The organism is Paenibacillus sp. MMS20-IR301 (assembly GCF_032302195.1).
Lineage (GTDB): Bacteria > Bacillota > Bacilli > Paenibacillales > Paenibacillaceae > Paenibacillus_AQ.
The window spans coordinates 6,673,744-6,698,287 of record NZ_CP135275.1 but is presented as its reverse complement, the minus strand read 5'-3'; the positions used below and the strand labels follow the sequence as shown (position 1 = coordinate 6,698,287).

Annotated in this window: 17 protein-coding genes and 1 other annotated feature; of the genes, 6 read left to right on the top strand and 11 right to left on the bottom strand. The window is 54.5% G+C overall.

Annotation, left to right across the window (positions count from 1 at the left end; all coding sequences use genetic code 11):
- Positions 1 to 17 precede the first annotated feature (17 nt).
- Positions 18 to 794 (bottom strand): ABC transporter ATP-binding protein, encoded by a 777-nt coding sequence (locus LOS79_RS28855; RefSeq protein WP_315414224.1) that lies wholly within the window; start codon positions 792 to 794, stop codon positions 18 to 20.
- Positions 795 to 1,190: 396 nt separating this feature from the next.
- Here LOS79_RS28855 and LOS79_RS28850 point away from each other — a divergent pair, with 396 nt between their 5' ends.
- Positions 1,191 to 2,327: an LLM class flavin-dependent oxidoreductase gene (locus tag LOS79_RS28850; RefSeq protein ID WP_315414222.1), complete on the top strand. Its 1,137-nt coding sequence runs from the start codon at positions 1,191 to 1,193 to the stop codon at positions 2,325 to 2,327.
- A gap of 63 nt (positions 2,328 to 2,390) precedes the next feature.
- Here LOS79_RS28850 and LOS79_RS28845 read toward each other — a convergent pair whose 3' ends face one another.
- Positions 2,391 to 3,263, bottom strand: a complete 873-nt coding sequence (locus tag LOS79_RS28845) for a helix-turn-helix domain-containing protein (protein WP_315414221.1) — start codon at positions 3,261 to 3,263, stop codon at positions 2,391 to 2,393.
- 119 nt (positions 3,264 to 3,382) lie between these two features.
- Between LOS79_RS28845 and LOS79_RS28840 the strand changes: the two genes are divergently transcribed.
- Positions 3,383 to 4,648, top strand: coding sequence for an MFS transporter (locus LOS79_RS28840; RefSeq protein ID WP_315414219.1), 1,266 nt, complete (start codon positions 3,383 to 3,385; stop codon positions 4,646 to 4,648).
- A 418-nt stretch (positions 4,649 to 5,066) separates the two neighbouring features.
- On the opposite strand, the gene LOS79_RS28835 is transcribed toward LOS79_RS28840, so the two are convergent.
- Together LOS79_RS28835 and LOS79_RS28830 are read right to left on the bottom strand one after the other, a co-directional pair.
- Complete coding sequence (locus tag LOS79_RS28835) at positions 5,067 to 5,300, bottom strand: hypothetical protein (RefSeq protein ID WP_315414218.1); 234 nt, start codon at positions 5,298 to 5,300, stop codon at positions 5,067 to 5,069.
- A 4-nt stretch (positions 5,301 to 5,304) separates the two neighbouring features.
- Positions 5,305 to 6,306, bottom strand: a complete 1,002-nt coding sequence (locus tag LOS79_RS28830; RefSeq protein ID WP_315414217.1) for a TIR domain-containing protein — start codon at positions 6,304 to 6,306, stop codon at positions 5,305 to 5,307.
- A gap of 211 nt (positions 6,307 to 6,517) precedes the next feature.
- Between LOS79_RS28830 and LOS79_RS28825 the strand changes: the two genes are divergently transcribed.
- The gene (locus LOS79_RS28825) at positions 6,518 to 7,684 is read left to right on the top strand and encodes an N-acetylmuramoyl-L-alanine amidase family protein (RefSeq protein WP_315414216.1); all 1,167 of its coding nucleotides are present in this window, start codon (positions 6,518 to 6,520) and stop codon (positions 7,682 to 7,684) included.
- Positions 7,685 to 7,712: 28 nt separating this feature from the next.
- On the opposite strand, the gene LOS79_RS28820 is transcribed toward LOS79_RS28825, so the two are convergent.
- The 3 genes from LOS79_RS28820 to LOS79_RS28810 form a co-directional block, all read right to left on the bottom strand.
- On the bottom strand, positions 7,713 to 8,720 hold the full coding sequence (locus tag LOS79_RS28820) for an HD-GYP domain-containing protein (protein ID WP_315414214.1): 1,008 nt from the start codon (positions 8,718 to 8,720) through the stop codon (positions 7,713 to 7,715).
- Positions 8,721 to 8,824: 104 nt separating this feature from the next.
- Positions 8,825 to 10,402 carry a response regulator gene (locus LOS79_RS28815; RefSeq protein WP_315414212.1) on the bottom strand — a complete coding sequence of 526 codons (1,578 nt, stop codon included), beginning with the start codon at positions 10,400 to 10,402 and terminating at the stop codon, positions 8,825 to 8,827.
- Positions 10,403 to 10,453: 51 nt separating this feature from the next.
- Positions 10,454 to 12,304, bottom strand: a complete 1,851-nt coding sequence (locus LOS79_RS28810) for a sensor histidine kinase (RefSeq protein WP_315414211.1) — start codon at positions 12,302 to 12,304, stop codon at positions 10,454 to 10,456.
- A 119-nt stretch (positions 12,305 to 12,423) separates the two neighbouring features.
- On the opposite strand from LOS79_RS28810, the gene LOS79_RS28805 reads away from it, so the two are divergent.
- The 3 genes from LOS79_RS28805 (at position 12,424) to LOS79_RS28795 (ending at position 15,584) form a co-directional block, all read left to right on the top strand.
- Positions 12,424 to 13,314 (top strand): carbohydrate ABC transporter permease, encoded by an 891-nt coding sequence (locus tag LOS79_RS28805; protein WP_315414209.1) that lies wholly within the window; start codon positions 12,424 to 12,426, stop codon positions 13,312 to 13,314.
- A complete protein-coding gene (locus LOS79_RS28800) occupies positions 13,314 to 14,150 on the top strand; it encodes a carbohydrate ABC transporter permease (protein WP_315414207.1) in 837 nt (278 codons plus the stop codon). The genes LOS79_RS28805 and LOS79_RS28800 overlap by 1 nt, the downstream gene beginning before the upstream one ends.
- 117 nt (positions 14,151 to 14,267) lie before the next feature.
- Positions 14,268 to 15,584, top strand: coding sequence for an ABC transporter substrate-binding protein (locus LOS79_RS28795; RefSeq protein ID WP_315414205.1), 1,317 nt, complete (start codon positions 14,268 to 14,270; stop codon positions 15,582 to 15,584).
- 348 nt (positions 15,585 to 15,932) lie between these two features.
- On the opposite strand, the gene LOS79_RS28790 is transcribed toward LOS79_RS28795, so the two are convergent.
- From LOS79_RS28790 to LOS79_RS28775, 4 genes are all read right to left on the bottom strand, one after another.
- Positions 15,933 to 18,704, bottom strand: a complete 2,772-nt coding sequence (locus LOS79_RS28790; RefSeq protein ID WP_315414203.1) for a YhgE/Pip domain-containing protein — start codon at positions 18,702 to 18,704, stop codon at positions 15,933 to 15,935.
- Between the two features lie 268 nt (positions 18,705 to 18,972).
- On the bottom strand, positions 18,973 to 20,271 hold the full coding sequence (locus LOS79_RS28785) for an Nramp family divalent metal transporter (RefSeq protein ID WP_397386703.1): 1,299 nt from the start codon (positions 20,269 to 20,271) through the stop codon (positions 18,973 to 18,975).
- 397 nt (positions 20,272 to 20,668) lie between these two features.
- Entirely contained in the window at positions 20,669 to 22,381 is a 1,713-nt protein-coding gene (locus tag LOS79_RS28780) for a glutamine--tRNA ligase/YqeY domain fusion protein (RefSeq protein ID WP_315414202.1), read from the bottom strand.
- Between the two features lie 73 nt (positions 22,382 to 22,454).
- Positions 22,455 to 22,716 (bottom strand) — a binding site (T-box leader).
- A 94-nt stretch (positions 22,717 to 22,810) separates the two neighbouring features.
- The gene (locus tag LOS79_RS28775) at positions 22,811 to 24,367 is read right to left on the bottom strand and encodes a tetratricopeptide repeat protein (RefSeq protein ID WP_315414200.1); all 1,557 of its coding nucleotides are present in this window, start codon (positions 24,365 to 24,367) and stop codon (positions 22,811 to 22,813) included.
- Positions 24,368 to 24,544 lie beyond the last annotated feature (177 nt).

Genomic DNA, 24,544 nt, shown 5'->3' with positions numbered 1-24,544 from the left:
AAATCACAGGAATTATGCTATATTCCGGCCCCGTCCTTCAGCTCCAGTTCATCCACCTTCTCGAAATAATTCAGCACCTTCAGGCGCAGCTCCTGAAACGAGGTGGTTGTCTTCTTACGCGGATACGGCAGATCAACCGGAACGATCTTGCGGATTTTGCCCGGACGGGGTTCCAGAATTACCACTCTGTTGCCCAGGAATACAGCTTCATCAATATCATGGGTTACAAAAATCATCGTGGTCCGGTTCCGCCGCCAGATGTCGAGCAGCACCGTCTGCATATGCGCCCGGGTGAAGGCGTCCAGTGCACCGAACGGTTCATCCAGCAGCAGAATCTTCGGATTCCGCAGCAGCGCCCGGGCAATCGCCACCCGCTGGGCCATCCCGCCCGACAGCTCCCGGGGATACGATTTCTCAAATCCGCTTAGCTTCACCAGCTCAATCAGCTCATCTACCCGCTGGCGTATATCCGGCCTGCCAAGCGGCAGATCGGAGGCGATATTCTTCTCTACCGTCAGCCAGGGGAACAAGCGGTGCTCCTGAAAAATAAACCCCTTATCGATACCCGGCCCGCCAATCTCCGCCCCCTCAAGCGTAACCTTCCCGGTATAGCCGGTATCGAGGCCGGCGACGATGCGCAGCAGCGTGCTTTTGCCGCAGCCGCTGGGACCGATCACCGTAATGAATTCCCCCTCCTGCACCTGCAGATCTACATTCTCCAGTGCAATTACAGCTCCTCCAGCAGTATCAAAACGCTTATTCAGCCCGGCAATGTCCAGCAAAGCCTCTCCCATGTCTGCTCCTCCTTCGGGTGTTATCATACACAGCAGATAATTCTTCATTAACAAAAAAAACAGAGGAACCCCGCACTGGCATATGCGTGGCACCTCTGTTTGTACAGTCGGCTAAATTTAATTCAAAGTAATTCAATTGGAATTTGTAAATTTAAAATATCATCATTCTATAAACCTGTCAATAAAAATACACAAATTCCGCCCGGAATAATGTATTTCACTACTGACTTTTCGGTTTGTTTGTGCTTTTTTTTCGTACAACACATCAAACAAACTTACACTCATATACTTACATTTTGTAAGTATATGTGCTATAGTAGAGTATATTCTCGCTGTAACGGACAAGCATAAGCTTTAACTATATTAAATATTCTGCATAATAAGGGGTTAGTACCAATGAACAACGAAGGGAACATTCAAGGGGATACTCAAAAGAATAATCAAGCGCAGCAAGCTGCTGAACCGGAGTTCGAGTTCGGCATTTATACACTCGGGGATATAGTAACCGATTGTCATACCGGACAGCGGATCAGCCCCCGCCAGCGGCTGGATGAAGTCATTGCCGCTGCCAGGCTGGCCGATGAAGCGGGGCTGGATGTATTCGGCGTAGGTGAGCATCACCGGCTGGATTTCGTCATTTCTTCGGTGCCGGTCGTGCTGGCCGCCATTGCCCAGATTACGCAGCGGATTAAGCTGACCAGCGCAACTACGGTGCTGAGCACCATTGATCCGGTCCGGGTCTTCGAGGATTTCGCCACGCTGGATCTGCTCTCAGCCGGCCGGGCGGAGATTATTGCCGGGCGCGGCGCCTTCCTCGAGTCCTTCCCGCTGTTCGGCTATGAGCTGGAGGATTACAAGCTGCTGTTCAGTGAGAATCTCGACCTGCTGCTTACTCTGAATCAGCATGAAGTAATGAACTGGGAAGGCAAATTCCGCTCTCCGCTGCATAACGCCGAGATCGCCCCGCGTCCGCTGCAGCAGAAGCTTCCGCTCTGGATCGGCATCGGCGGCTCCGCGGAAAGCGCCGAACGGGCCGGTACGCTTGGCATCGGTATGGCGATCGCTATTCTTAGCGGCAGTCCGGAGCCGTTCCAGAATCTGGCCGACACCTACCGCCGGGCGGGTGCTGCAGCCGGGCACCGGCCGGAGGACCTTAAGATCGCCATTACAAGTCACGGTTATATTGCCAAGACCTCGCAGCAGGCACTGGATGAGTATTATCCTTATTACTACAGCTACCGTAACGCAATCAGCCCGAAGCCCGGACAGGAATACCGCGTATCACGCAGCGAATTCGGCCGGTTCACCTCTCCTGATGACACACTGGCTGTGGGCAGTCCGCAGCAGATTATTGAGAAGATTCTCTATCAGCATGAGCTGTTCGGCCATAACCGCTTCATGACCCAGCTGGATATAGGCGGCCTGCCGTATGCCAAGGTTGCGGAAGCCATCGAACTGCTGGCTACGGAGGTAGCCCCTGTAGTCCGGCGTGAACTCGCGAAGAAGCGGAGCGGAAGCCTCGCGAAGCAGTAACACAACCTATTAGCAGTGCTGCCCGGATAGGGGCGGCACTGCTTTTTTATGTGGAATAGGAGCTTATGTATCAAAAACATCAGGCAGATGCCGCCGGCATACCTGCTTCAGCGCCTCATAGCTGTCCGTGAACTCGAGCTGCCGGAGAATATTCAGGTAATTAAGCAGTTCGGCCGGGCTGTCTTTCTGCTTCAGGCAGAGCAGCGTAACCTCGTAGTACACCAAAGTCTCAATTTTATCGTAGAGGAGATTGGTTTTATCGGCTAACGGCAAGGCTTTGCTCAGGAAATAGAGGCTTTGCCCGTAGTTATGCTCCTTAAGGCAGACGGTGGCAATATTCTTCATCAGGTGCTGCTTAACCGTCCGGCTCTCGGCAAAATCCTGGTACTTCTCAAACTCAGCCGCCGCCCGGTTCCCAAAAAAGACCGCATCGCCGCTGCTAAGTGTGAACAGGAAATTATTAAGCAGCTTAAATTCATACAGAAACCAACGGTCTACTCCCAGCAGATACGGCTTGATTGCCCCGGCGATCCGGCTAAGCTGCCCGATCTCGTCCTCCCGCTGATAGCGGAGCAGAAAACCCTGACCCAGCAGATACAAATGGTGATAAGCCTCGGTGCCTGTCTCCTCGTACATAGAGCGGCACTCATGGCTGACTGTCCGCACCTTGCCGAATTCATAACGGTTCGCGGCCTCGACCAGACTCAGGTGCAGGCTCCGCTTCACCGGCTGCGCATATTCATAATGCAGAAACAGCAGCTCCTCAAGTGACATTTCAAGCTTGTCCAGCAGCAGAATCAGCTTGTCATACCCTGGATAATATTTGCCGCCCTCAAAGCGCGACAGATTGGAGCGGCTCATAATCCCGTCCGCCAGAACCGACTGCCTGATGCCCTTTGAGGTACGGACCCGTTTAATTACTGGACCTAAATGCATGACTTCCCCACTCCGTTCCGTTTGCACAATGTGAGTATACGGCACAATTAACAAAGCTAATTTTTATTGTATGCTACACTCGGCACAATAAAAATACAATTTATGGAGGAAGAACAGCAATGCGCATTCAGCTATCCAGGAAATTAAACAGCAGAGTATGGAATATTCTGGCCGGCACCCTGTTCACAAGAACTGCTCTTTTTATGAGCGTCCCGTATTTAGCCATCTTTCTTACCCATGAAAAGCACCTCTCCCTCTTCCTCGCCGGCTGTGTTCTCAGCATCAATCCGCTTGTGAATGTGGCCTTCAGCAGCTTCGGCGGAGCGCTTGCAGACCGGCTGCCCCTGCATAGAATCATCGCTGTTGTTCCTGTGGTTTGGGGAATCGTGTTCATTCTCTTCTACTATGCTGACAGCTTCCCCGTCTTCCTGCTGCTTAACGGGCTAAACGGGTTATGCTATTCCATCTTCGAGCCGGCCAGTAAAAAAGTGCTGTCCAGCGAAACGCTTCCGGAGAACCGGCTGCTTGTCTTTAACCTGCGGTATGCAGCGATTAACCTGGGGTGTTTTGCCGGTCCCCTGCTAAGCCTGCTGTTCAATATGAAGCTGACACTTTTTCCTTATGTCATTCTCGGCATGCTTTATATTCTGTACGGGGCATCCACAATTTTCTTCTTCCGGCATGCCGGCCGGATTACCAGTGCGGCGCCTTCCCGGAGTATACGCAGCTTCAAAGAGCTTGGCGCTATCCGCAAAGATTATGTATTTCTGCTCCTGCTGGCCGGAATGAGCTTCTCGTTCTTCGGGTACTCCCAGCTGAATGGAACGGTATCACAGTATTTAGCCGGCACCTCCGCCCTCGCAGACGGCACACGGATCTACTCCATCATTCTGTCAGCCAATGCAGCCATAATTCTCGCTGCGCAGTTTGCCGTACTCCGCTGGATCTCCCGCTGGAATCCCTTTAACGTTGTACTGGCCAGCAATCTGCTGATTGCCGCAAGCTTCCTGTTCTTCGTTCTGCCAGTCTCGCCGGTGATGCCGCTGCTGTTCATTACAGTGTTCAGTCTCGGAGAGCTGCTGATCGGTGCCCGGTTTGACACCTTGGTTGATGAATTAGCTTCGGATAACAACAAGGGTCTATACTTCGGCTGTTCAGAGCTTGTGAAGATCGGGACCACCTTCGGCCCCGTGCTGGGGTCCGGATTACTGGGATTGTACGGGGCGGATTCGCCGCTACCGGTATTCGGCCTGATCGGCTGCATCACCGCTGCCGGAGCCGGCTTCATTGGCACGGCCCGGAGCAAACATCTGCGGAGAGGCCGGCAGGCGGCAGACTGCAACGGTAACGATAAGGATAAGGAGGCTCACCCGGAGGGGGCGTAAGGGGAATCAGCCAGCAGAGAGTCACGCCACGGTTTTTCAAGTTAAGGGCCCAGCGTTACGGACACAGACGTTAATTTGCGGAAAAGCACCCGAGTGCCCGTCCTTGCGGACACCAGCGCCGTTATTAGGCGTGAAAAGCGGCGTTATCCCGCGAGCAGTGGCGAATAAAGGCTGTGGTGTCCGCAAGCCCGCCAAACAGGCTATTTTGAGGAAAATAAGAGCTGTGGTATCCGTAAAAAAGAATCCGGTCAAAGATACTGTATCTCTCCCTTTCCCTCCACACCAAATCCCCCGCGTGAGGGCTTGGACCTCGGGTGATCACTAAGGTACTTTTGGAGGAATCCCGAAATGCACCCATTCCCGCAAAAAAAGCCTCCGGCAGATACCGGAGACTTGTTGAGTGCCTTAAGAGTATTAATTACGCGAATGATGGCTTACCGTTGTCAACCTTACCGCTGACCAGCTTCTTGTACTCCTCATCTCCGCCCTCCAGCGAAGGTGCCAGATATACGTTGAGCGCAGAAGGCGACAGCTTGGTGCCGGCTTTGCGTCTGGAACGGCCTTTGCCTCCGCTCCCTGCAATGTTGCCGCTACCGCTTGCAGACCGGCGGACAGTACTGGACAGACTGACTGCATTCTTCATGTTCTTCATCCTGTTAGTCCCCTCCCACTAAATGATTGACGGTGCGGAACAAATCCCGGTTAAACGCAACAACGGATGTAAGCTCCTCTGCTGACAACTTCTCGTTACCGGAGAAATGCACAGACAGCACATGCTTCTTACCTAAAGGATAGCACAGGATATATACCTCAGCAACTTCCGTACGCTGTAAAAAGGCCCATTCCCCTGTTAAAAAAGCATCCAGCACTCCGGGTTTTCCGCCTCCGCCTTCAGAGGAGGAGAACGGATAATAATGCCCGCGGCCGACATTCCCGCCTACCTGCCTGAGCCCTGCATCCTCTTCCGCCCGCCACATGGCGGCTCCGGTGACCCGGCAATTGTCCGCAGGCAGGAAGGAGTTGCGGACTGCTTCACTGAGCGCCTGATATTTCTCCTCCGGCGGGGCAGGTGCCACATTATTATTATATTGCCAAAAGAAGTGAAGGATACTTTCTTTTCGCCTAAGCTCTGCCTTTAGCAGCCTAAGCTCTGCCGCCGGGTCCTGATAGCTGCCCTGCTCGGCGATTATATCCAGTATCTTGCCGCAGCTGACATCAACGGCCGCAGTTACATTCTCATGCTGCCATTCGTATTCCAGCGGTGTCAGCCCGGACAGATCGGACAGCAGATGGTATTCCTCCACATTCTCCCCCGGAATCAGGTCACTGCGCGGCGGCACCTGATCCGGCAGCAGGCAGAAGACCCTTCCCCGCCTCAGCCTGGCCCAGAACAAGCCCATCTCGAACTGGGTATTGTCCCGCGTAACATAATAATATTTACCCCGGATACGGGCCACATCATCCGGCGAGAACACAAATACGGCAAAATCACTGATATCCAGGTTACGCTCCAATGCTTCCATAGTGTATTCATTCGCCCGGAAGGCAGCGGCGTACCAGGGATGAACCTCAGCTGTCCGTCTCAGCTGTTCATGAATCGCTCTGGCATAGCGGATGGATTCTCTGGAGGAACCAATGAATAATTTAGGTCTGGTCACGGCGGCACTCCCTTGTCTGTTTCCCCAATATGTAATAATTATACAGGCTTTCACCATCAAGGAACAGAGGACTGCTGCCTCATCCGCTGCGCACAGCAGGGTTGTTAGCCGAATAACCGGGCTGTATATATTTGTAATTTTAATAAAATAGCGTTCTCCTGCCGATGAAACGGGTAATAGAAATTTATCTATCCGTGAAACGAGGCTTACGATGAACAAAATAATATATACTGCCGTACTGGCAGCTGCCTTGCTGGCCTCCTCCATGGTGCCGGCTCCGGCCGCCCATGCTGCAGATACATACACCGCTAAAGTCTATGCGAGCTCTCTGAATGTGCGCAGTGAACCAGCCGCAGGCGCCGGTATTACAGGCATACTGACGAGCGGGGCAGTAGTTACGGTTACCAGCGAGCAGCATGGCTGGCTTAAAGTAAAGGCAGGCTCAGTGTCAGGCTGGGTAGCCGGATATTATCTCAAGCCAACCAGCGGCGTATCCTCCGCCTCCGCCGCTGCAGCCTCATCAGGCTCCAGCTCCACCGGCAATATCAAGGCCGCGTCAGCCTCCGGCAGCTCTGCTACCGTCACCGCTTCTTCCCTGCGTATCCGGGGAGGGCCGGGAACAGGCTATGAGACCATCGGGTCCTTGCAGGCCGGTAATGCGGTAACCGTACTGCAGCGCCAGGGGGAGTGGTCGAGAATCCGGGCAGCCAGCGGGGTAACCGGCTGGGTATCCAGCCAGTATCTTGCCGGCGGCAGCGTTAAGACTGCCGGCAGCACTGCTGCAGCCGGCAACAGCAACAGCAGCAGTGGAATTAAGCAGAAGTCCGGCACGATCCGCGGCAAGCTGATTATCGTTGATCCCGGCCATGGCGGCAATGATCCGGGCATGCTCGGCACAACCTACGGCACGATGGAGAAGGATCTCACTTTGCAGACCTCCCTGTACTTGCGGGATTACCTTACTGCCAAGGGGGCAAGGGTCGAGCTGACCCGCACGCGGGAAGACCAGAAGCCTTCGCTCTCCCAGAGGGTACAGACCGGGCAGCGTCTCGGAGCGGACGCCTTCGTCAGCATCCATTACAACTCATCCCCGAAGAAGGTGTCCGGCACACTGACCTTCTTCTACTCGGAGCAGGATGATTTGCGGCTGGCCCGCGCTATTGAAACCCGGCTGCTCGGGGCAGATACCGGGCTGAAGAGCAACGGACTGTCCTACGGAAACTATCATATTCTGCGTGAGAACAGCATCCCGGCTGCGCTGGTGGAGCTCGGGTTCCTCAGCAATCCGGTTGACGAGTCCATTGTGCGGAAGGCAGCCTATCAGCGGAAGGCCGCGCAGGCCATTGCCGCAGGGCTGGCTGATTATTTCGGGAACTGACAGGCAGAACATCCGGAACAGGCTGTTGCTAGATGCTGATTTCCCGGATGTTTAGCTCTGTTCTTTTGCTGAGGTCAATATATTCGTCGCCAATGCGGATCAGCGGAGTTTCGATATTATGCGGATTCAAATAGACGATCTCGCCAACCCGGCCATCGGTTAAGACGACCCCCCGGCCTACGGTACGCTTCACTATATTCTCAAGGAATACAGCAACAATATGCGGATCCAGCGCGCCAAAGCTGCCTCTTCTCATCTGATCCACAATGATATGGAAGGGTATAGGCTCATGATAAGGGCGTTTGCTGGACATCGCATGAAAAATATCAGCAACCGCGATAATCTTACTGAAGAATCCGATCTGTTCTTCCTTAAGACCATGCGGGTAACCTCCGCCGTCATTGCGCTCATGATGCTGCAGAGCTGCCAGAGCTACAGGCGAGTCTCCGCCCATTCTTTCCTTCAGCATCTCATAACCGAACAGCGTATGCTTCTTGACCAGACTGAATTCATCCTCAGTCAGCTTGCCGGGCTTATTCAGAATCTCGTCCGGGATCTTCAGCTTGCCGATATCATGCAGAGTTGCCGCGAGTGAGAGTAAGGACAGCTCTTCCTCGCCCATCTCCAGCCATCTGCCCATCAGGGTAGACAGAACACCGACTCCAATATTGTGCTGGTATGTATAATCATCTTTTCCTCTTACCGCATTGAACAAGGCAAAAATATCAGGATTACGGGAAATTTCCTGAATGGCCGGAACAACCTCCTTCTTAATATCCGTCAGCGGAATCTCCCCAGTTATCCTGTACGATTCAAACAAGTCCCTGGAGGTGTCAACTATACTGTCTACGGCTTGCTGGTAAGGAGGCGCCTGTTCCTGTTCCTGCTCTACAAAAATAATGTCAAAAATATCAATCCTCTGCTTCTGGATCAGCTCCAGGTGCCCGGTATTCAGGATACTCATTGCAGGGATAACCGTAACGCCGTATGCATTGATCAGATCATTCTTAATCGTTCGCCCTAAATACTTGTCCATACCAACCAATCCTCCTATGTAACGGCAACAAAATATACATTGTCATATACATATTATCGGTTTAAGTCTGGAAAATGCTGAAAGTTATACGTAGCTATATTTTCCTATTTTTCCTCATGCTTGCGGTACTCACGGGGGGTTACTCCGGTGGATTTTTTGAAAACCCGGCTAAAGTATTTCTCATCCTCATAGCCTACCAGCTCCGAAATCTGCGACAGCCGCAAATTCGTATTCTGCAGCAGCATCTTCGCCTTCTCCACTCTGAGATTAGTCAAATAATCGGACAGATTCTCCCCGGTAATCTGCTTGAACTTACGGGACACATTCTCCCTGCTGATGAAAAAGCGTTCCGCAATATGCTGGAGTGTCATATCCTGCGCATAGTTCTGGTTCAGGTATTCCCTGATCTCCAGCACAAGCCGGCTGCCCTGTGCCTGTCCCGTGCCGCTGGAGAGCCGCTGGAGCAAGGACTTCAGCTGGCTCTGCCAGTGCTCAACCGAGAACAGCCCCTCAGCATCGTAGCACAGCCCGAGATGAATCTCTTCTTCGGGGCGCCAGCGCCTCAGCACAGCCAGAATCTCTTCCTGCTGGTGCAGGAAGCTGCTCTCTGTCAGCAGCGGAAGCCCGGCAAGCTGCCCGGCCCACTCCTCCACGACCCGCTGCATCCGCTCGTCATCGCCGGATAACACCGCGATCCGCAGCTTCTCCAGCCTCACATCCAGTGCGTGGTCTTCTGCAGGTCTACTCCCGCCCGGCAGGGCTCTCCAGCTGTGGATGCGCCCCTCCCGCTGGAGCAGATTCCGTTCCTCCAGCCCCTCCCGTGCCTGGGTATACGCCTGCTGCAGCCCCTCCGGCAGCGGATTCGGCCGGCTTAGCCCGATATCCACCTGAACCCCATACGCCTGGCGGATCGCTTCATTCATTGCAGCCAGCACCGCTTCTGCCTGCGCGGCGGCATTCCAGAGCAGCACGACCAGCTCCCCTTCACCCTGCAGGCTCCGGAAGGCATAGCCGCTCTGCTCGGGAGCCATAACCTCATTGCAGACGTTGGCCAGTACGAACGCCGTCAGGGCCACATCACCATGAAATCTCTGCAGCAGACGGCAGTCTGTGCCCTGCAGTGAGATTACCCCCACTCTGCATTCTGCCGCTGCAATCGGCATCCCCAGCTCCTCGCACAGCGCCAGCTGATGCTCCTGAAAGGAGCTGCGTCCATAGACCAGATCGGACAGCACCTTGTCCCAGTACAGCGGCCGCAGCACATTCAGCTGCATACTCTGCTGCTGCGACTGCCGCCGCCCGGCTTCCTCCTCGAGCCACAGCTTGAAGGCATGCTCGGCTGAGGCAATCAGCTGCTTGCTGTTCAGCGGCTTCAGCAGATAGTCCGTCCCGCCGTACACAATCGCCGGCTTCACATAATTGAAGTCCTGATAGCCGCTGATTACAATCGTCTTCGTATTCGGGTAATGGGCATGCAGCCATTCCAGCAGCTCGGCCCCGTCCATCAGCGGCATCCGCATATCCGTGAAGACGATATTCGGCTGATGCTCCTGCATAATCAGGGTCGCTTCCTGCCCGTTAGTCGCCTCGTAAATTGCGGAAATATTATATTTATCCCACGGTACAAAATAACGGATTGCTTCCCGCACATGCTTCTCATCATCCACAATCAGCACTTTCATATCCTGCCGCTCCTTTTAGTATCCGGGTATATTCTTTGATCTCTATGTCTGCTACTCCTGCAGCCGGGCCTCGCTATCCGGTCCCTCCAGCGGAATCACCAGCCGGACGGTAAGCCCTTGGCCCTGCTCATTCTCCAGGGTCAGCTCCGCTTCCCTGCTTAGCTGCAGCCGCAGCCTTGTAAGCACATTATACAGCCCGATCTCCTCATGCTCTGAGCGTCCGCTGCTCTTAAGTCCGGCTGTAATCTCTTCCAGCCGCGCCGGAGTAATGCCTTTGCCGTTGTCCTTGACGGCCAGAATCAGCCGGGATTGCCCCTCCATCTGCTCAAGCGTGCACTCCACGCGGATGATGCCTCCATGGATTCCGTCGGCAAAGCCGTGCTTGAAGATATTCTCCACAATGGGCTGCAGAATCATCTTCGGCACAATAATCTCGGGCGTTCCCTCCGCCGCATGGACCTCCAGCTGCAGATTCTCCTCACCGAACCGTTCCCGCTGCAGAATCACATAATTCTCCACATGCTCAAGTTCATCACGCAGCGGCACCTGCGTCCGCTCCGTATTCATGGAGTAGCGCATCATACTGCCCAGGGAATAGATGAGATCATACACCTTCGGCGCATTATAGCGCAAGGACAGGCTGGCGATGGACTGCAGCGCATTGTAGAGGAAATGCGGATTGACCTGGGCCTGCAGCGCATTCAGCTGATTGGTTTTGTTCGCCAGCTCCAGCCGGTATTCCTTGACGATCAGATCGTTGATCGTCCGGGTCATGCCGGTTATTTTGCGGGTCAGGAGACCGAATTCATCCTCACGCTCAGCATCCATATGCGCATCCAGCTGGCCGATCTGCACCTTCTGGGTGAAGTTAATCAGCTTCTTGATCGGCCGGGTGAAGCCGAAGGAGATCAGCACCGCACTGATGCCGCCGATCAGGAGGAACAGCAGGCCGATTCCCATATTGAACCGGGTGGTGACGCGCGCATCACTGTAAAGATCCTCATAAGGCACCAGCTTGATGATACTGCCGCTGAACAGTGTGTTCTGGATATGGCGGTACATAACGATCCCCTGAAAGCCGTACTTTTTCCAGGTGAAGTGGCCGCTGTCACTGCCGGCGGGAAGGCGGCTCCAGCCCGTATCGACCGTCTTGCCGACCCAGTCCGGATCAGAAGCAAACAGCGCCTGTCCCTGTTCATTCAGTACATACAGCTGCTCGGTATCCGAATTGTACATCGACTTGACGATGCCCTCCAGCTCCTCCAGGGTGTAATCAATCGACAAGTCGGCCAGCACACTGTCACTGGGTGTCCGGTAGATCGGGAAATGGGCGGTAAAGACAGGCACACTTCCCGGCTTCAGATTGGGGAATCCCGACTTCATACGGTATTGATGATCCATATGCGTCACTTCGAGATAGGGCTTGTACGTGCCGCCCGGCGGAATGGATGCTGCATACTCCCCATTAACCTCACGGCGGAACAGACCGCCGCGTACAAGGTTAGACTGCCGGGCCGCCCTGACATATAAGTGGATCTGGAAGGTATTCCGGTCGGAGAGAAAAAGATTGTACAGCTGGGTGGAGATCACTGCACGGGTATCCGGCACAATCACCCCTTCGGGCACCCGATCCTCGCTTTTGGCGGTCAACAGGGTGGTGTAGAAGGAGCTTGGCACATTAATCCCGCTGTACAGCGACATGGCCCGCTGGTTCATACCGCTGAAATAACTGCTGAGATTCGCTTCCCCCAGCGTCAGCAGCTTCGTATTCTGCTTCACGGACTGCTCGGTAACCGACTTCTTCGTATACAGATAGGAGAACGTAACCGATATGCCCGACGGAATCACTGATGCCAGCAGCACAAGAGCCATCAGCCGCGTACGGATGCTGTTTTTGAACATGATAGACCTCCTGCAATATAATCCACTTTAATCATCATCAAATTGAGTGTTGGGGAATGTCTGCGCTTTCTATAATGAAGCTGTGAAACCGTAGAAATATTATACAAAGGAGATCCCATATGAGAAAAGCTCTGCGCCTGCAACGCGGCTGGGGACAGCAAATCGTATTTCTCGGCCCCTGCCTGCTCTTTTTCCTGACCATTGTAGTTACCCCGTTCTTCCTTGGCTTCTACTATTCTTCCACCGACTGGAACGGGCTGGATCTGGACAAAGCGGTCTGGACCGGCGCGGCCAACTGGAAACGGATTTTTACGAATGACGATAAGTTCTGGGAATCCCTGCTCTTCACGCTCCGCTTCACCTTGATTTCCGTAGCGGCCGCCAACATTCTGGCCCTGCTGCTGGCGTTCATCCTGATGACCACGCTGAAGACGAAGAAGCTGCTGCGTACAGTATTTTTCATGCCCAATGTCATCGGAGGCATTCTGCTCGGCTACATCTGGCAGTTCATCTTCACCAAAGGCTTCTCCACCATCGGCGAGCTCACTGGTATTGCATTCTTCAAGCTTCCCTGGCTCGGAACTCCAAACACCGGCTTCTGGGGCCTCGTCATCGTGTTCGTCTGGCAGACAGCCGGTTATATGATGGTTATTTATATCGCTGCGCTGGCCGGTATCCCGAAGGATCTGGTGGAAGCGGCCAAGATTGACGGCGCCCGCGCCCCGCAGCTGTTCAAGAGTGTCTATGTGCCGCTGATTATGCCGGCGATTACGATCTGCCTGTTCCTGACGACTTCAAATGCCTTCAAGATGTTCGACCTCAACCTGTCGCTGACCAAAGGCGGACCGGGCACCTCGACCCAGTCACTGGCCTATAACATTTACGCGGAAGCACTGATCAACAACCGCTACGGCCTCGGTACCGCCAAGGCGCTGCTCTTCTTCGCTGCCGTATCCCTGATTACCGTTACCCAAGTCTGGCTCACCAAAAGAAAAGAGGTGTCCGCCTAATGAACAGCAGCAGATACCGTCCGCGAAACTTCGTGCTCGAAATTGCCGCCATCCTGCTGGCTATTGTGTTCCTGTCCCCTTTTTACCTGGTGCTGAGCAATTCGGTTAAGGGGCTTAAGGATATTCTGATTGATGCCGCTTCCTGGCCTCAGGTGTTTCACTGGGATAATTACTCCAAGGTCTGGGATGCGATTGACTTCCCGCAAGCCTTCTTCAACTCACTGCAGATCACGATTCTGAGTGTAATCTTCATTGTCCTGTTCAGCTCGATGGCTGCCTATCAGATTGTACGGAAACCGACGCGCTTCAATTCCTTCGTCTTCCTGCTGCTGGTCTCGGCCATGATTATCCCTTTCCAGTCGCTGATGTTACAATTAGTCCGGGTGACCAGTATCCTGGAGCTGCGCGGGGAGTTGTACGGAATCGTGGCCTGCTATCTCGGCTTCGGCATGCCGCTGTCGGTCTTTCTGTTCCACGGGTTCATCAAGACTGTCCCCTTTGAGCTGGAGGAAGCGGCCCGGGTGGACGGTTCTAATCCGTATGGTGTATTCTTCAAAATTGTATTCCCGCTCCTGATGCCGATTATTGTCACCGTAATTATCCTGAACACGCTGTGGATCTGGAATGACTATTTGCTGCCGGTGCTAGTAATCGGGGGAAATAAAGATCTGACGACCCTCCCGGTCGCCGTAACGAAGTTCTTCGGACAGTACACCAAGAAGTGGGATTTGGCCCTCGCCGGCCTGGTCATGGCCATCACACCGATTCTGATCTTCTTCCTGTCCCTGCAGCGCTATATTGTCGAAGGGGTAACCACCGGCTCCATTAAAGGATGAGTTAATAGCTCGCCTTTGCAACAATATCCACTTTTCCCGGCAAAATATTAAGTGTAAGTCCACTCTCATTTGCATTACGATTTATTTGCAGGAACCACAGACCAGGGAGGTTATAGTATGAAAAGAAAGTTCGCGTTCATTATCGCAACCGTTTGCACACTTATTATCGCAGGTTGCGGCAATAGCGGCAACACGAATTCCGCAAGCAATGGCAATGCTACCAGTGCTCCTAACAACGCAGCAGAGACAGCAGCACCAGAAGCAACTACAGCCCCTGCCAAGGATGTTACGATTAAAATGTTCCAGTTCAAGGTTGAGATTGCCGAGCAGCTGAATGCGCTGGCCGAAGAATATGAGAAAGAAACCGGCGTGAAGGTTGAAGTGGAAACCCACGGCGGCGGTGAGGATTACGGTGCGTTGCTGAAGGCGGAGATTGCTTCCGGCTCGGAGCCGGAAATTTTCAATAACGGCGGCTATACAGCTCTCGTTCCTTATATGGACCGTGCAACCGATCTGACGAATGAGCCTTGGGCGGCTAATCTGATTCCGACCTCCAAGACGCCGGCCACCGTGGACGGCAAGCTCTACGGCATGCCGATGAACGTGGAGGGCTACGGGCTGATCTACAACAAGGATCTGTTCACTAAAGCTGGCATTACGGAAGAGCCTCAGACGCTCTCGCAGCTGAAGGATGCGGCAGCCAAGCTGAAAGCGGCAGGCATCACACCGTTCGAAGCGACCAATGAGTGGTGGTCGATGGGGATTCACCTCGTGAACGTAGGTTTGGCCCATCAGCCTGATCCGAAGCAGTTCATCGAGGATGTCAAAGCCGGTACGCAGACGATCAAAGGCAATGCGGTATTCGAGCAATGGCTCGACCTCGTTGATGTAATCTTCGACAACGCCCAGGATAACAAGATGACAACAGACTATGCGACTCAGGTTGCTGAATTTGCCTCCGGCAAAGCGGCAATGATGCTGCAGGGTAACTGGACACAAGGCGATATCGACAAAATCGACCCTGCACTGAATCTCGGCCTCCTTCCGCTTCCGATCAGCGACGAAGCCGGCACAATCCTTGTAGGCGTGCCTAACAACTACATTGTAAACAGCAAATCCGCACATCCGGAAGAAGCCAAAGCGTTCCTGAACTGGCTTGTAAGCTCGGAAACCGGCATGAAGTATCTGACCAAGGAGTTCAAGTTCATCCCGGCAGAGACCAATGTTACTGCTGACGCGGCAGATATCGGCCAGGTTGCCGTAGCTGTGCAGGAGAAATCCGCTACTGCCCTCGGCTGGAACTGGGATATGTTCCCTGACGGTGTAACCCAGGGCTTCGGCGCTGCGATGCAGGAATATCTCGGCGGCCAGCTGGACCGTGATAAGCTGCTGGAGAAGCTGGATAAGGCTGTGCAGGATATTGTGAAGCAATAATATTTACAGCGGGGGTGCCTCTACAAGCCTAAACGGCTTAGGCATGGAATCTAAGATCATCCGCTAAAAGCCCGAGACAGAGTTAACGTCTCGGGCTTTTGGTGTTCGCAATCATAAAAGCTCTATAGTAAACCCTGGGATTACAGCCCTATGCGATACCTCAGAGTGATTGTACTTTGTACAATTGAATCCTTCAGAAAAGCTCGAATCATCCATTCTATTGTATTTCGTACAATTGATTTCAGTGAAATGAGCTTAAAGTGCCTGAAACCTGAAAATCTGCTGTACGAAATACATTAGATTCTATTTTCAGGCGGATTTAACCACTTTCTACTGTACAAAGTACAGCTATGAAATCAGCTTGGACTTCTCAGCCTGCTCAGCAGATTTGCGGATAAAGGGAGCTAGCGGCTTTTGCAGCAGCAGCGCCAGCAGCAGGGCCAGCAGACCAAAGAGGATGAGGAACAGCGCATCACGGACAGCCACTTCCGGCAGAATGCCGCCCACAGCCTCGCGCAGCAGGCTGATCGCATAGGTAAACGGCATGAACGGGTTCAGCGCCTGAAAGACATGAGCGGTCGTGCTGATGGGGAAGGTGCCGCCGGAGCTGGAGAATTGCAGGATCATAAAAACAATCGCAATCCCCTTACCGATGTTGCCGAACACCGCTACAAGCGTGAATATGGTGGTGACGAACACTATGCTGATCAGCGCGGCAAAGAGGACAAACCAGCCCTTGTCAGCAACATAACAATTCAGTATAAACAGATTCCCCAGCGCCGCCACCAGCGCCTGCAGAATGCCTACAGTTAAGAAGGTAAACAGACGGCCGAAATACAGCTCATGCCCCCGGTACCTCCTGCCTCCGGTGTCCACTCCGGTGCGGAGCAGCGAAACGAGCAGCGTCCCTCCGACCCACAAAGATAACACGACATAGAATGGTGTCATGGCTGAGCCGTAGTTGGGGATAGGATACAGCTGATGTTCAGCCAGTATAACCGGATTCGCCAGAAAATCGCTTTCGCTCTTAATATCACCGCCGAGCAGCTGGGCAATCTCATCCAGATTCACATCCTCCTTGACCCGCCGGACCGTGTCAGCTGCCTTGCGGACGGCATTCTCCAGTGCCGGAAGATCTTCCCGGACCAGCCCGGCAGCCCGCTCCACTCCCTGCCGGGCCTGCGGAAGTCCCGTGCGGATCAGCTCAGCCGCACTGCGGAACCTCTGCTCCGCAGCCGGCAGATCCTTGCGGGCAAATTCGGCAGCCTCATGAATAGCCGAGCCTGCGGCAGGCAGCGTATCCAGAATCCGCGGCAGGCCGTCAGTGACGAAGCTGCCGAATGCCGCCATAGGATCGCTGATCCCGCCGGCCGCTGCATGCACTTCACTCCGGACGGCAGGCAAATACTGCTGCAATGCAGCCAGAGCCTCCTGCCCGGAGAGGATGATCTTCCCCGCCTCAGCGAGCACCGTGTCCAGCGACTCCAGGCGCCGGGGAGCCTGCTGTAGCGCCGCGGCCGCCGTCTGGGCAGATCCGCTCAGCTGCTGCAGCCCGGCTTCCACGGCAGGCAGCGTCTGCCCGCCGATGCGGGGCAGCAGCCCGGCCGCGGCCAGCTTGAGCTTCCCGGCCGTGAGGCTGAACTGCCGGAGTGCCTCGCGGCCGGGTCCCGCACCGTCCGGCCGCACCGCTGCCAGGCTGCCGGCCTGCGAAGCGGCGGCAGCGAACTGTGCGCGCGCGTCCTCCAGCGCGCGCAAATCCCCGGCGCCCACGGTTCCGGGCGCCAGCAGGTCAACGGCGCTGAGCAGCGCAGAGGTATGCTGCAGCATCTCACTGCCGGCGGCCAGCCGTGCAGCCGCCTGGCTTAGCCCGCTGGCCGCGTTGATCCGCGGCTGCGTATCCGCAGCTCTGCTCCCTGCCCCGGCCGCTTCGGCGGCCGGGCTCCCGGAGCTGCCCTGCTCATCTTCGGCCTGCACAGCGTCAGCTCCTGCGCTGTCAGCCAGCATCTGTCCGGCAAGCTGAGCCGAAGCATCTGCCGTCTGCTGCAGGAGATACAGATTCTGCCGGACCGCCTGCGTGACAGCGGTGAACGCTGTGCTGCTGTCGGCCAGGAACTGCTCCAGCTCCCGGCCGAATCCGCCTCCGGCTTCCACCAGCCGGTCCGCTTGCGGCAGCGCCTGTGCGGCTGCGTCCACAATCCTTTCTGCCTCTGCCAGTCTTCCGGAAGCCTTCTCCATGACAGTCTCTACATCACTGAACCGGCTGTCCAGCTCCGCAACCAGCCCGGCGGCCTGCTTCAGCTCCGGCAGATGACCCTCCAGCTTCTGCAGCAGGGCAGCCGAAGCGCTGATCTGCGACCAGTGTTCATCGAGCAGCTCCGCCGCGGCCCCCGCCTGCTCGGCAAGCGGGAGCTTGTCCTGAAGCTGGATAAGCCGAGAAGCGGAGGCGGAAATATCCGGCCAGTCCTGCTGTAGCTTCAGCACAAGCCGGCCCGCCTTTTCAATCTCCGGCAGGTTCTCCTCAAGCTGAAACAGTCCCTGCTCCACCCTGCGGATCACGGGAAGCTCTGACTGAAAGGTCTCATCTGCTTCCTGCAAGGCGCTAAGCACTGTACTGCTTAGCGTCTCTGTGAACTTTTCGCTGATCTGCGCAGTGATGGACGAGGCCCCTTTATTGGTGATTTTCGGGGCAATGGCATTTATTTTTTCGTTAACGGTATACTGCACCTCAGGCTTAATCAGCCTTCCTTCCAGAATTCCGGCCATCCGCTGTGAGAAGTCCGCAGGGATCAGGATGCTGGCGTAATAATCCCCGCGGCGGACACCGGCAACCGCCGCCTCCGGCGCCACAAAAGTCCAGCCCAGCGAATGGTTAGACTGCAGGCTGGCCAGCACCTCCTCACCGATGTTGAAGCTCTTCCCCTTCACCTCAGCCCCCTGGTCCAGGCTCGACACGGCTATCCTGATTCCCGAAGTGTTGCTGTACGGATCCCATACGGCGGCGACGTTGACCCAGTCGTAGACGGACGGCAGCACGACAAGCGCCGCCACCAGCAGTACAGCTACGGGAACCTTGAACAGATTCCGCCAGTCATTCAGATAGATCCGCCATATATTTCCCATACTAATCCACCTTCCGCCCGTTTTTGGATATTTTAATATGCCCCGGGAGGATTTTTACAACCCGCTTCTGCAAGAATAAAATCACCTCCGAACGAACTCGGGCTGCTTGCTGTACAATAGCTGGGCTGTTATCGAAATAAATGGATTTTCTCCACTTAAAGCTATCCAGCATATTTTCCTGTACGGCAAAAAGAGCAGCGGCTCTCCAATAGCGGAGAACGACTGCTCTTTGCAGGTATAGCCCGAAATCTTCAATCTCTTGCTCAGCTTACACAAACATCTCTACAATCAGGAACAGGTTCAGCGACACCACCAGCGCGGAGATGATCCAGCCCAGCACCGCCGTAATCCGGTGATTTACCAGGCCCTTCATAATCTTGCGGTCACTGGTGAAGATCACCAGCGGAATGAGGGCGAAGGCGATCCCGAAGGACAGGACCACCTGGCTCATGACCAGGGCGCTTGTCGCATTAATGCCGAAGGCGATGATGGCCAGCGGAGGAATAATTGTAATCGCCCGCCGCAGGTAGAGATTGATTCTTTTATTGATGAAGCCCTGCATAACGACGTCACCAGCCATTGTACCGACCGACGAGCTGGACAGCCCGGCAATCAGCAGGCTCAGACCGAAGGAGACGGCCGTAACCGGACCCGCCAGATTGCGGAATTGTTCAAACGCGATATCCAAATCCTCAACGACCAGCCCGTTCTTGAAGAACAGGGCAGCTGCGACGATCACCATCGCCATATTTACCGCACCGGCAATCAGCATGGCGATCAGAATGTCAATGAATTCCAGCCGGAAAATCTGCTTCTTCTCCCGTTCATCAATTCCGACAACACGGTTCTGGGTCAGCGAGGAATGCAGATAGATGGCATGCGGCATAACGGTCGCACCGAGAATACCGGCAGCCAGCAGAATGCTGTCTATCCCTTCGAATCTTGGTGTAAACATGCCGGCAACTACACTGCCCGCATCCGGTTTGGCCATAATAACCTGGAATACAAAAGCAAGAACAACAATCATCACCATCCCGGCAATCCCTGCCTCAAGGGTCCGGTAGCCGCGCCGCTGAAGCTCCAGAATGGCGAATGAACCGATCGCGGTAATGATTGCAGCCGGCAGCATGGGGATGCCGAATAACAGATATAATCCGAGGGCTGCCCCGATAAACTCTGCCAGATCAGTGGCGATGATAACCAGCTCACTCTGAATCCAGAGGAAGATCGTCACACCCTTCGGGAATTTCTCCCGCGCGACCTCCGGCAGATTCTTGCCGGTAGCAATACCCAGCTTAGCAGATAAGGATTGTATAAGAACGGCCATCAGGTTCGAGGCGAAGATGACCCATAGTAACAGGTATCCGTATTTCGAGCCTGCGGTAATATTCGTGGCGAAATTGCCTGGATCCAAATATGCTACAGAAGCAATAAAGGCCGGGCCCAGGAATGGCAGGAGCCGCTTCAAGCCTCTGACCTCTCCGTTAAGCACCGATTGTGCCGAATGTTTATTAGTATGGCTCTTTAATATTGGGGATGATTCTACAGTTACGTTCTGCTCCATCATTTCTTTCCCTCCTCTTGCCCGGAAAAAGTTGTCTTCCTACACGAAAGTTTCCCTGGTGCAACATTTGATCTGTTTTTATTATAATCCGCTTAATGAGAAATGTAAATGCATTTTCATGAGTTTTTTCATATGGGCAAAAATGCTATTTCTGCGCCCCGGCACCTGCCCGCATAACTTGAATTATATTATGTGCGAACCCGCCATAAAGTGAGGCCCCCGCCAAGATGACATAATTCAAGCCATATACAAAAAAAACGGACGAGCCTCAGGAGGTTCCCCCTGATTCTCGCCCGCTGTGAATTGCAGTCTGTTCACACTGTCTACGGATTAAGGCTGCGGATATCGGTGCGCATTTATTCATTTTGCAGGGCTGTTTGTGGAGAAAATATGTTAAAGCCTATTTCCCTCCCCCGGCTTTCCAGGTATCTTTGAGCGGAACGATCCGGTTGAACACCAGCCTCCCCTCCCTGCTGCACTTGCTGTCTACGCAGAAATAACCGTGGCGCATGAACTGAAATTTATCCTCCGGATTGGCATCAGCCGCATAAGGCTCAAGCAGACAATTCTTCAGCACAGTAACAGAATCCGGATTGATATAGCTCTCCCAGCCCTCCCCCTCTGCCTTCGGGCCGTCATTGTCTTTGAGCAGCCGCCCGTACAGGCGGACCTCACTCTTGACCGCATGGGCAGCCGACACCCAGTGAATGGTTCCTTTGACCTTACGCCCGCTCAGCGGACCGCCGCTTCGGGTCAAGGGATCATAGCTGCAGCGGAGCTCGCTGATCTCTCCCGTTACAGCATCCTTGAGCACATCATCGCAGCGGATAATATATCCGCCCTTCAGCCGTACCTCACCGCCCGGAACCAGTCTGCGGAAGCCTTTCACAGGCTCTTCCATGAAGTCCTCCCGCTCAATGTAGAGTATTCCGGAGAACGGAACCTCCCTTGCTCCCAGCTCAGGGTTCTCACTGTTGTTATCTATGACCATTAGCTCGGAAATTCCCGACTTATAGTTTGTAAGCACGACCTTCAGCGGGTTCAGCACACCCATGACTGCCGGCACCTTCGCCTTCAGATCCTGTCTGACACAGTGCTCCAGCAGCGAGAAGTCGACCATTGCCGTATTGCGGACCATTCCGATCTCCCTGACAAAGTCCTTGATGCTCTCCGGTGTAAATCCGCGTCTGCGCAGTCCGGCGAGTGTCGGCAGGCGCGGATCATCCCAGCCGTCGACGTATCCCCCGGCAACCAGCGCCCGGAGATGGCGTTTGCTCGTGACCACTCCCGTCAGATTAACCCGGCCGAATTCCCTCTGCCTCGGCGGCTCCGGGGTATCCAGCTCACTCAGTACCCACTCATACAGCGGACGGTGATCCTTGAATTCAATCGAGCAGAGCGAATGTGTCACCCCTTCAATGGCATCCTGAATTGGATGGGCAAAATCATACATCGGATAGATGCACCAGGCATCCCCCGTGCGGTAATGCTCCGCATGAATAATCCGGTATAATATCGGGTCCCGCAGATTGATGTTCGGCGAGCCCATGTCGATTTTGGCCCGCAGCACCTTTGCACCATTCGGATATTTCCCTTCGCGCATCTCCCGGAACAGCCTCAGATTCTCTTCCGGTGTCCGGTCGCGGTAAGGGCTGTTTGTGCCGGACTCCGTTAATGTCCCGCGGTAGGCCGTCACTTCCTCCGGGGTCAGGTCACAGACATAAGCTTTGCCCTTCAGGATCAGTCTCTCGGCACTGCGGCAGATTTCCTCCGAATAGTCGGAGCCGTAGTAGATATGCTCTCCCGGGCTGCAGCCCAGCCAACCGATATCCCGGATGATCGCCTGCACATATTCCACATCCTCCTTCAGCGGATTGGTGTCATCGAAGCGCAGATGGAATCTGCCGCCGTTCCGGCGGGCAAGCTCATAATTCGTGTGGATGGCAAAAGCACTGCCGATATGCAGATAGCCGTTCGGCTCCGGCGGGAACCTCGTGCAGATGTCCCTGCTGTAGGCACCGCTCTCCGCATCCTCTCTGATCAGCTTATCCATATAATTCTCCGGCACAGCCGGACCGCTCTCATCAAGTTTAGCATTAAGATCAGTCATCATAATCCCCTCCTGTATTGGTGATACCTGCCCTTTACGGAGCAACAAAAAAGAACCTCACCTCCAAGACTGTAGTCTTGGGGACGAGATTCTCGCGGTACCACCCCAGGTTCATTAATATGTCGCCATATTAATCTCATCAAGTACGGCGCTGCCGGAGGGCAGGGCTTATACTCTAGCTCTGTAACAGGAGCTCCTGTCATCCCATCCCCGGCTCAGGCCGGTTCCGGAATACCGCTCAGAGGCTTGTTTCGGTCCAGCCTTCCCTGCTCCTTCACACCAGCCGGAGCTCTCTGTGAGGGAAGAAATGGACTTACTCTTCTCGTCATCGCGTTTGATTACTTTGATACAGGATAGCAAACTTCAGGCGCGGTTGTAAAGACGGACCCCGAAGGGCATAATCCGGCCCTCTTTTCCGGCTGCTGGCGGGATTTATCCCTGGCTGAGTGCCGCCAGCAGCTCCAGAGCTTCCTCATGCTCCGGCTCAATCTCCAGCGATCTGCGGGTATAATCGAGCGCGGCTTCATCATCCTCCAGCTCGTAGCTGCAGATGGCCAGGCAATACAGCACGGTAATTACCGGCTCCTCGTCGCTTGAGGCAAGCGAATGCTCAAGGAAGCGGCGGGACTCCGCGTACTGCTCCATCTCGAACAGCAGCAGGCCGCAGTCGAGGGCCAGATCATACTTCTGCGGCATCGGATAGAAGCCGTTCCACATCCGCCCGATCCCCCGCTGCAAATCCAGCAGCTCTTCATCACTGGCATCCGGCAGCAGTGCGGAGATCCGCTCTGCGCTCTGGATGAACAGCTCGGCATCATAGCCGCCCAGCCGCCAGAAGGCCAGAATCTGCTGCATCCCGATCGTATCGTAGTTTTTATCGATCCACACCTTCAGGCTGAAGAAATCATCCGGCCCGAACCGGTCTACAAACCGCCGGTAAGCGAGTCTTGTATGGGGGTGAAGCACCGGCTCTTCCAGCATCAGAATACAGCCGACATTCAGGTTTTTATAATGATGCTGCGTGAAGTAGGACTGTGCACCCTTCCGTTCAAAGTAGTTCACCAGCGCATGGTAATTGGCCGTAAGTGAAATGCTGCCGTGGTGAATCAGCTTCGGCGGCTCGGCGAATTCCCAGTTCTCCAGCCGGTGATCGCCCTTGTCTGCGGTAAGCAGCAGGAAGCTGTCCTGTGAAAGTGCCCCAAGCCGTTCCATGCAGGAAAGGGCTGCTTCCGGGAACAGGATATGCGAATCCTCCAGCTTGTCCAGGTAGAAGGAGATGACTTCATGGTACCGGTAAGAGGGGTCTTCATAGCCCGCAGCCCGCTTGTAATAATATTCCGGCACCAGATCGCGGAGCACCTCGGAGGGCCCCATGGAATCAGACTGCTCCGGATATTTCAGCGAGACCTCGCATTCAAACACCTTGCCTTCATCAATATACAGCAGCTCCTGCTGAATACTGTCGAAGAAATAGTTGGCGATGACCATCAGCGGCTGCTGCAAGCCGCCCGGTGCAATCACCTGTCCGCTTTCTGTAAGGTGAAGCTCCGTATCCTGCACGGCATCGAAGCGGGCGAAATCAAGAATGCCCTGTGCTACAAAAGGCTGCAAGCCGGGATGCTCCTGCCAGCCTTTGATATTTTTCCAGGGGAGATCACTCATGACATAGCGGAACGGCGGCAGCGGTACACCCGCATACTGAATCAGCTCACACAGCTGTTGAAGCACATGAAAGGCAAGCCGTCCTGCTCCCGCTCCCAGCTCCAGAATAACGACCGGTTCGGCAGTTTGCCCCTTCGCTGCACGGTCCTGCAGGAAGCCGAAGATCATCTCCGCATAGGCAGTGCCGATCATCGGATTGCTTGTAATATATTGCGGAACCTGATCATTCACCCATGCCTGGAGTCCCAGCTGCTCATAATAGGTGCGCTGCAGCTCCCAGATTGGCGCTTCACTGAAGCGGTAGCGTATTTGTCCGTCTATTGTCATTAGTTGTAACCCTGCTCTCTGATTATCGTTTGAAATGGCAGACTGCCAACTTCTATTCTGGTCTTTTGCCCGGTTTTGTCAACTGCTCCGGCTAATATGCACCCTCCTGCAGCTCATATCCAGAGGAACTGCGCATATAATTCTATGATGTTTGTATGATCCGGAAGGGAGGCTGTT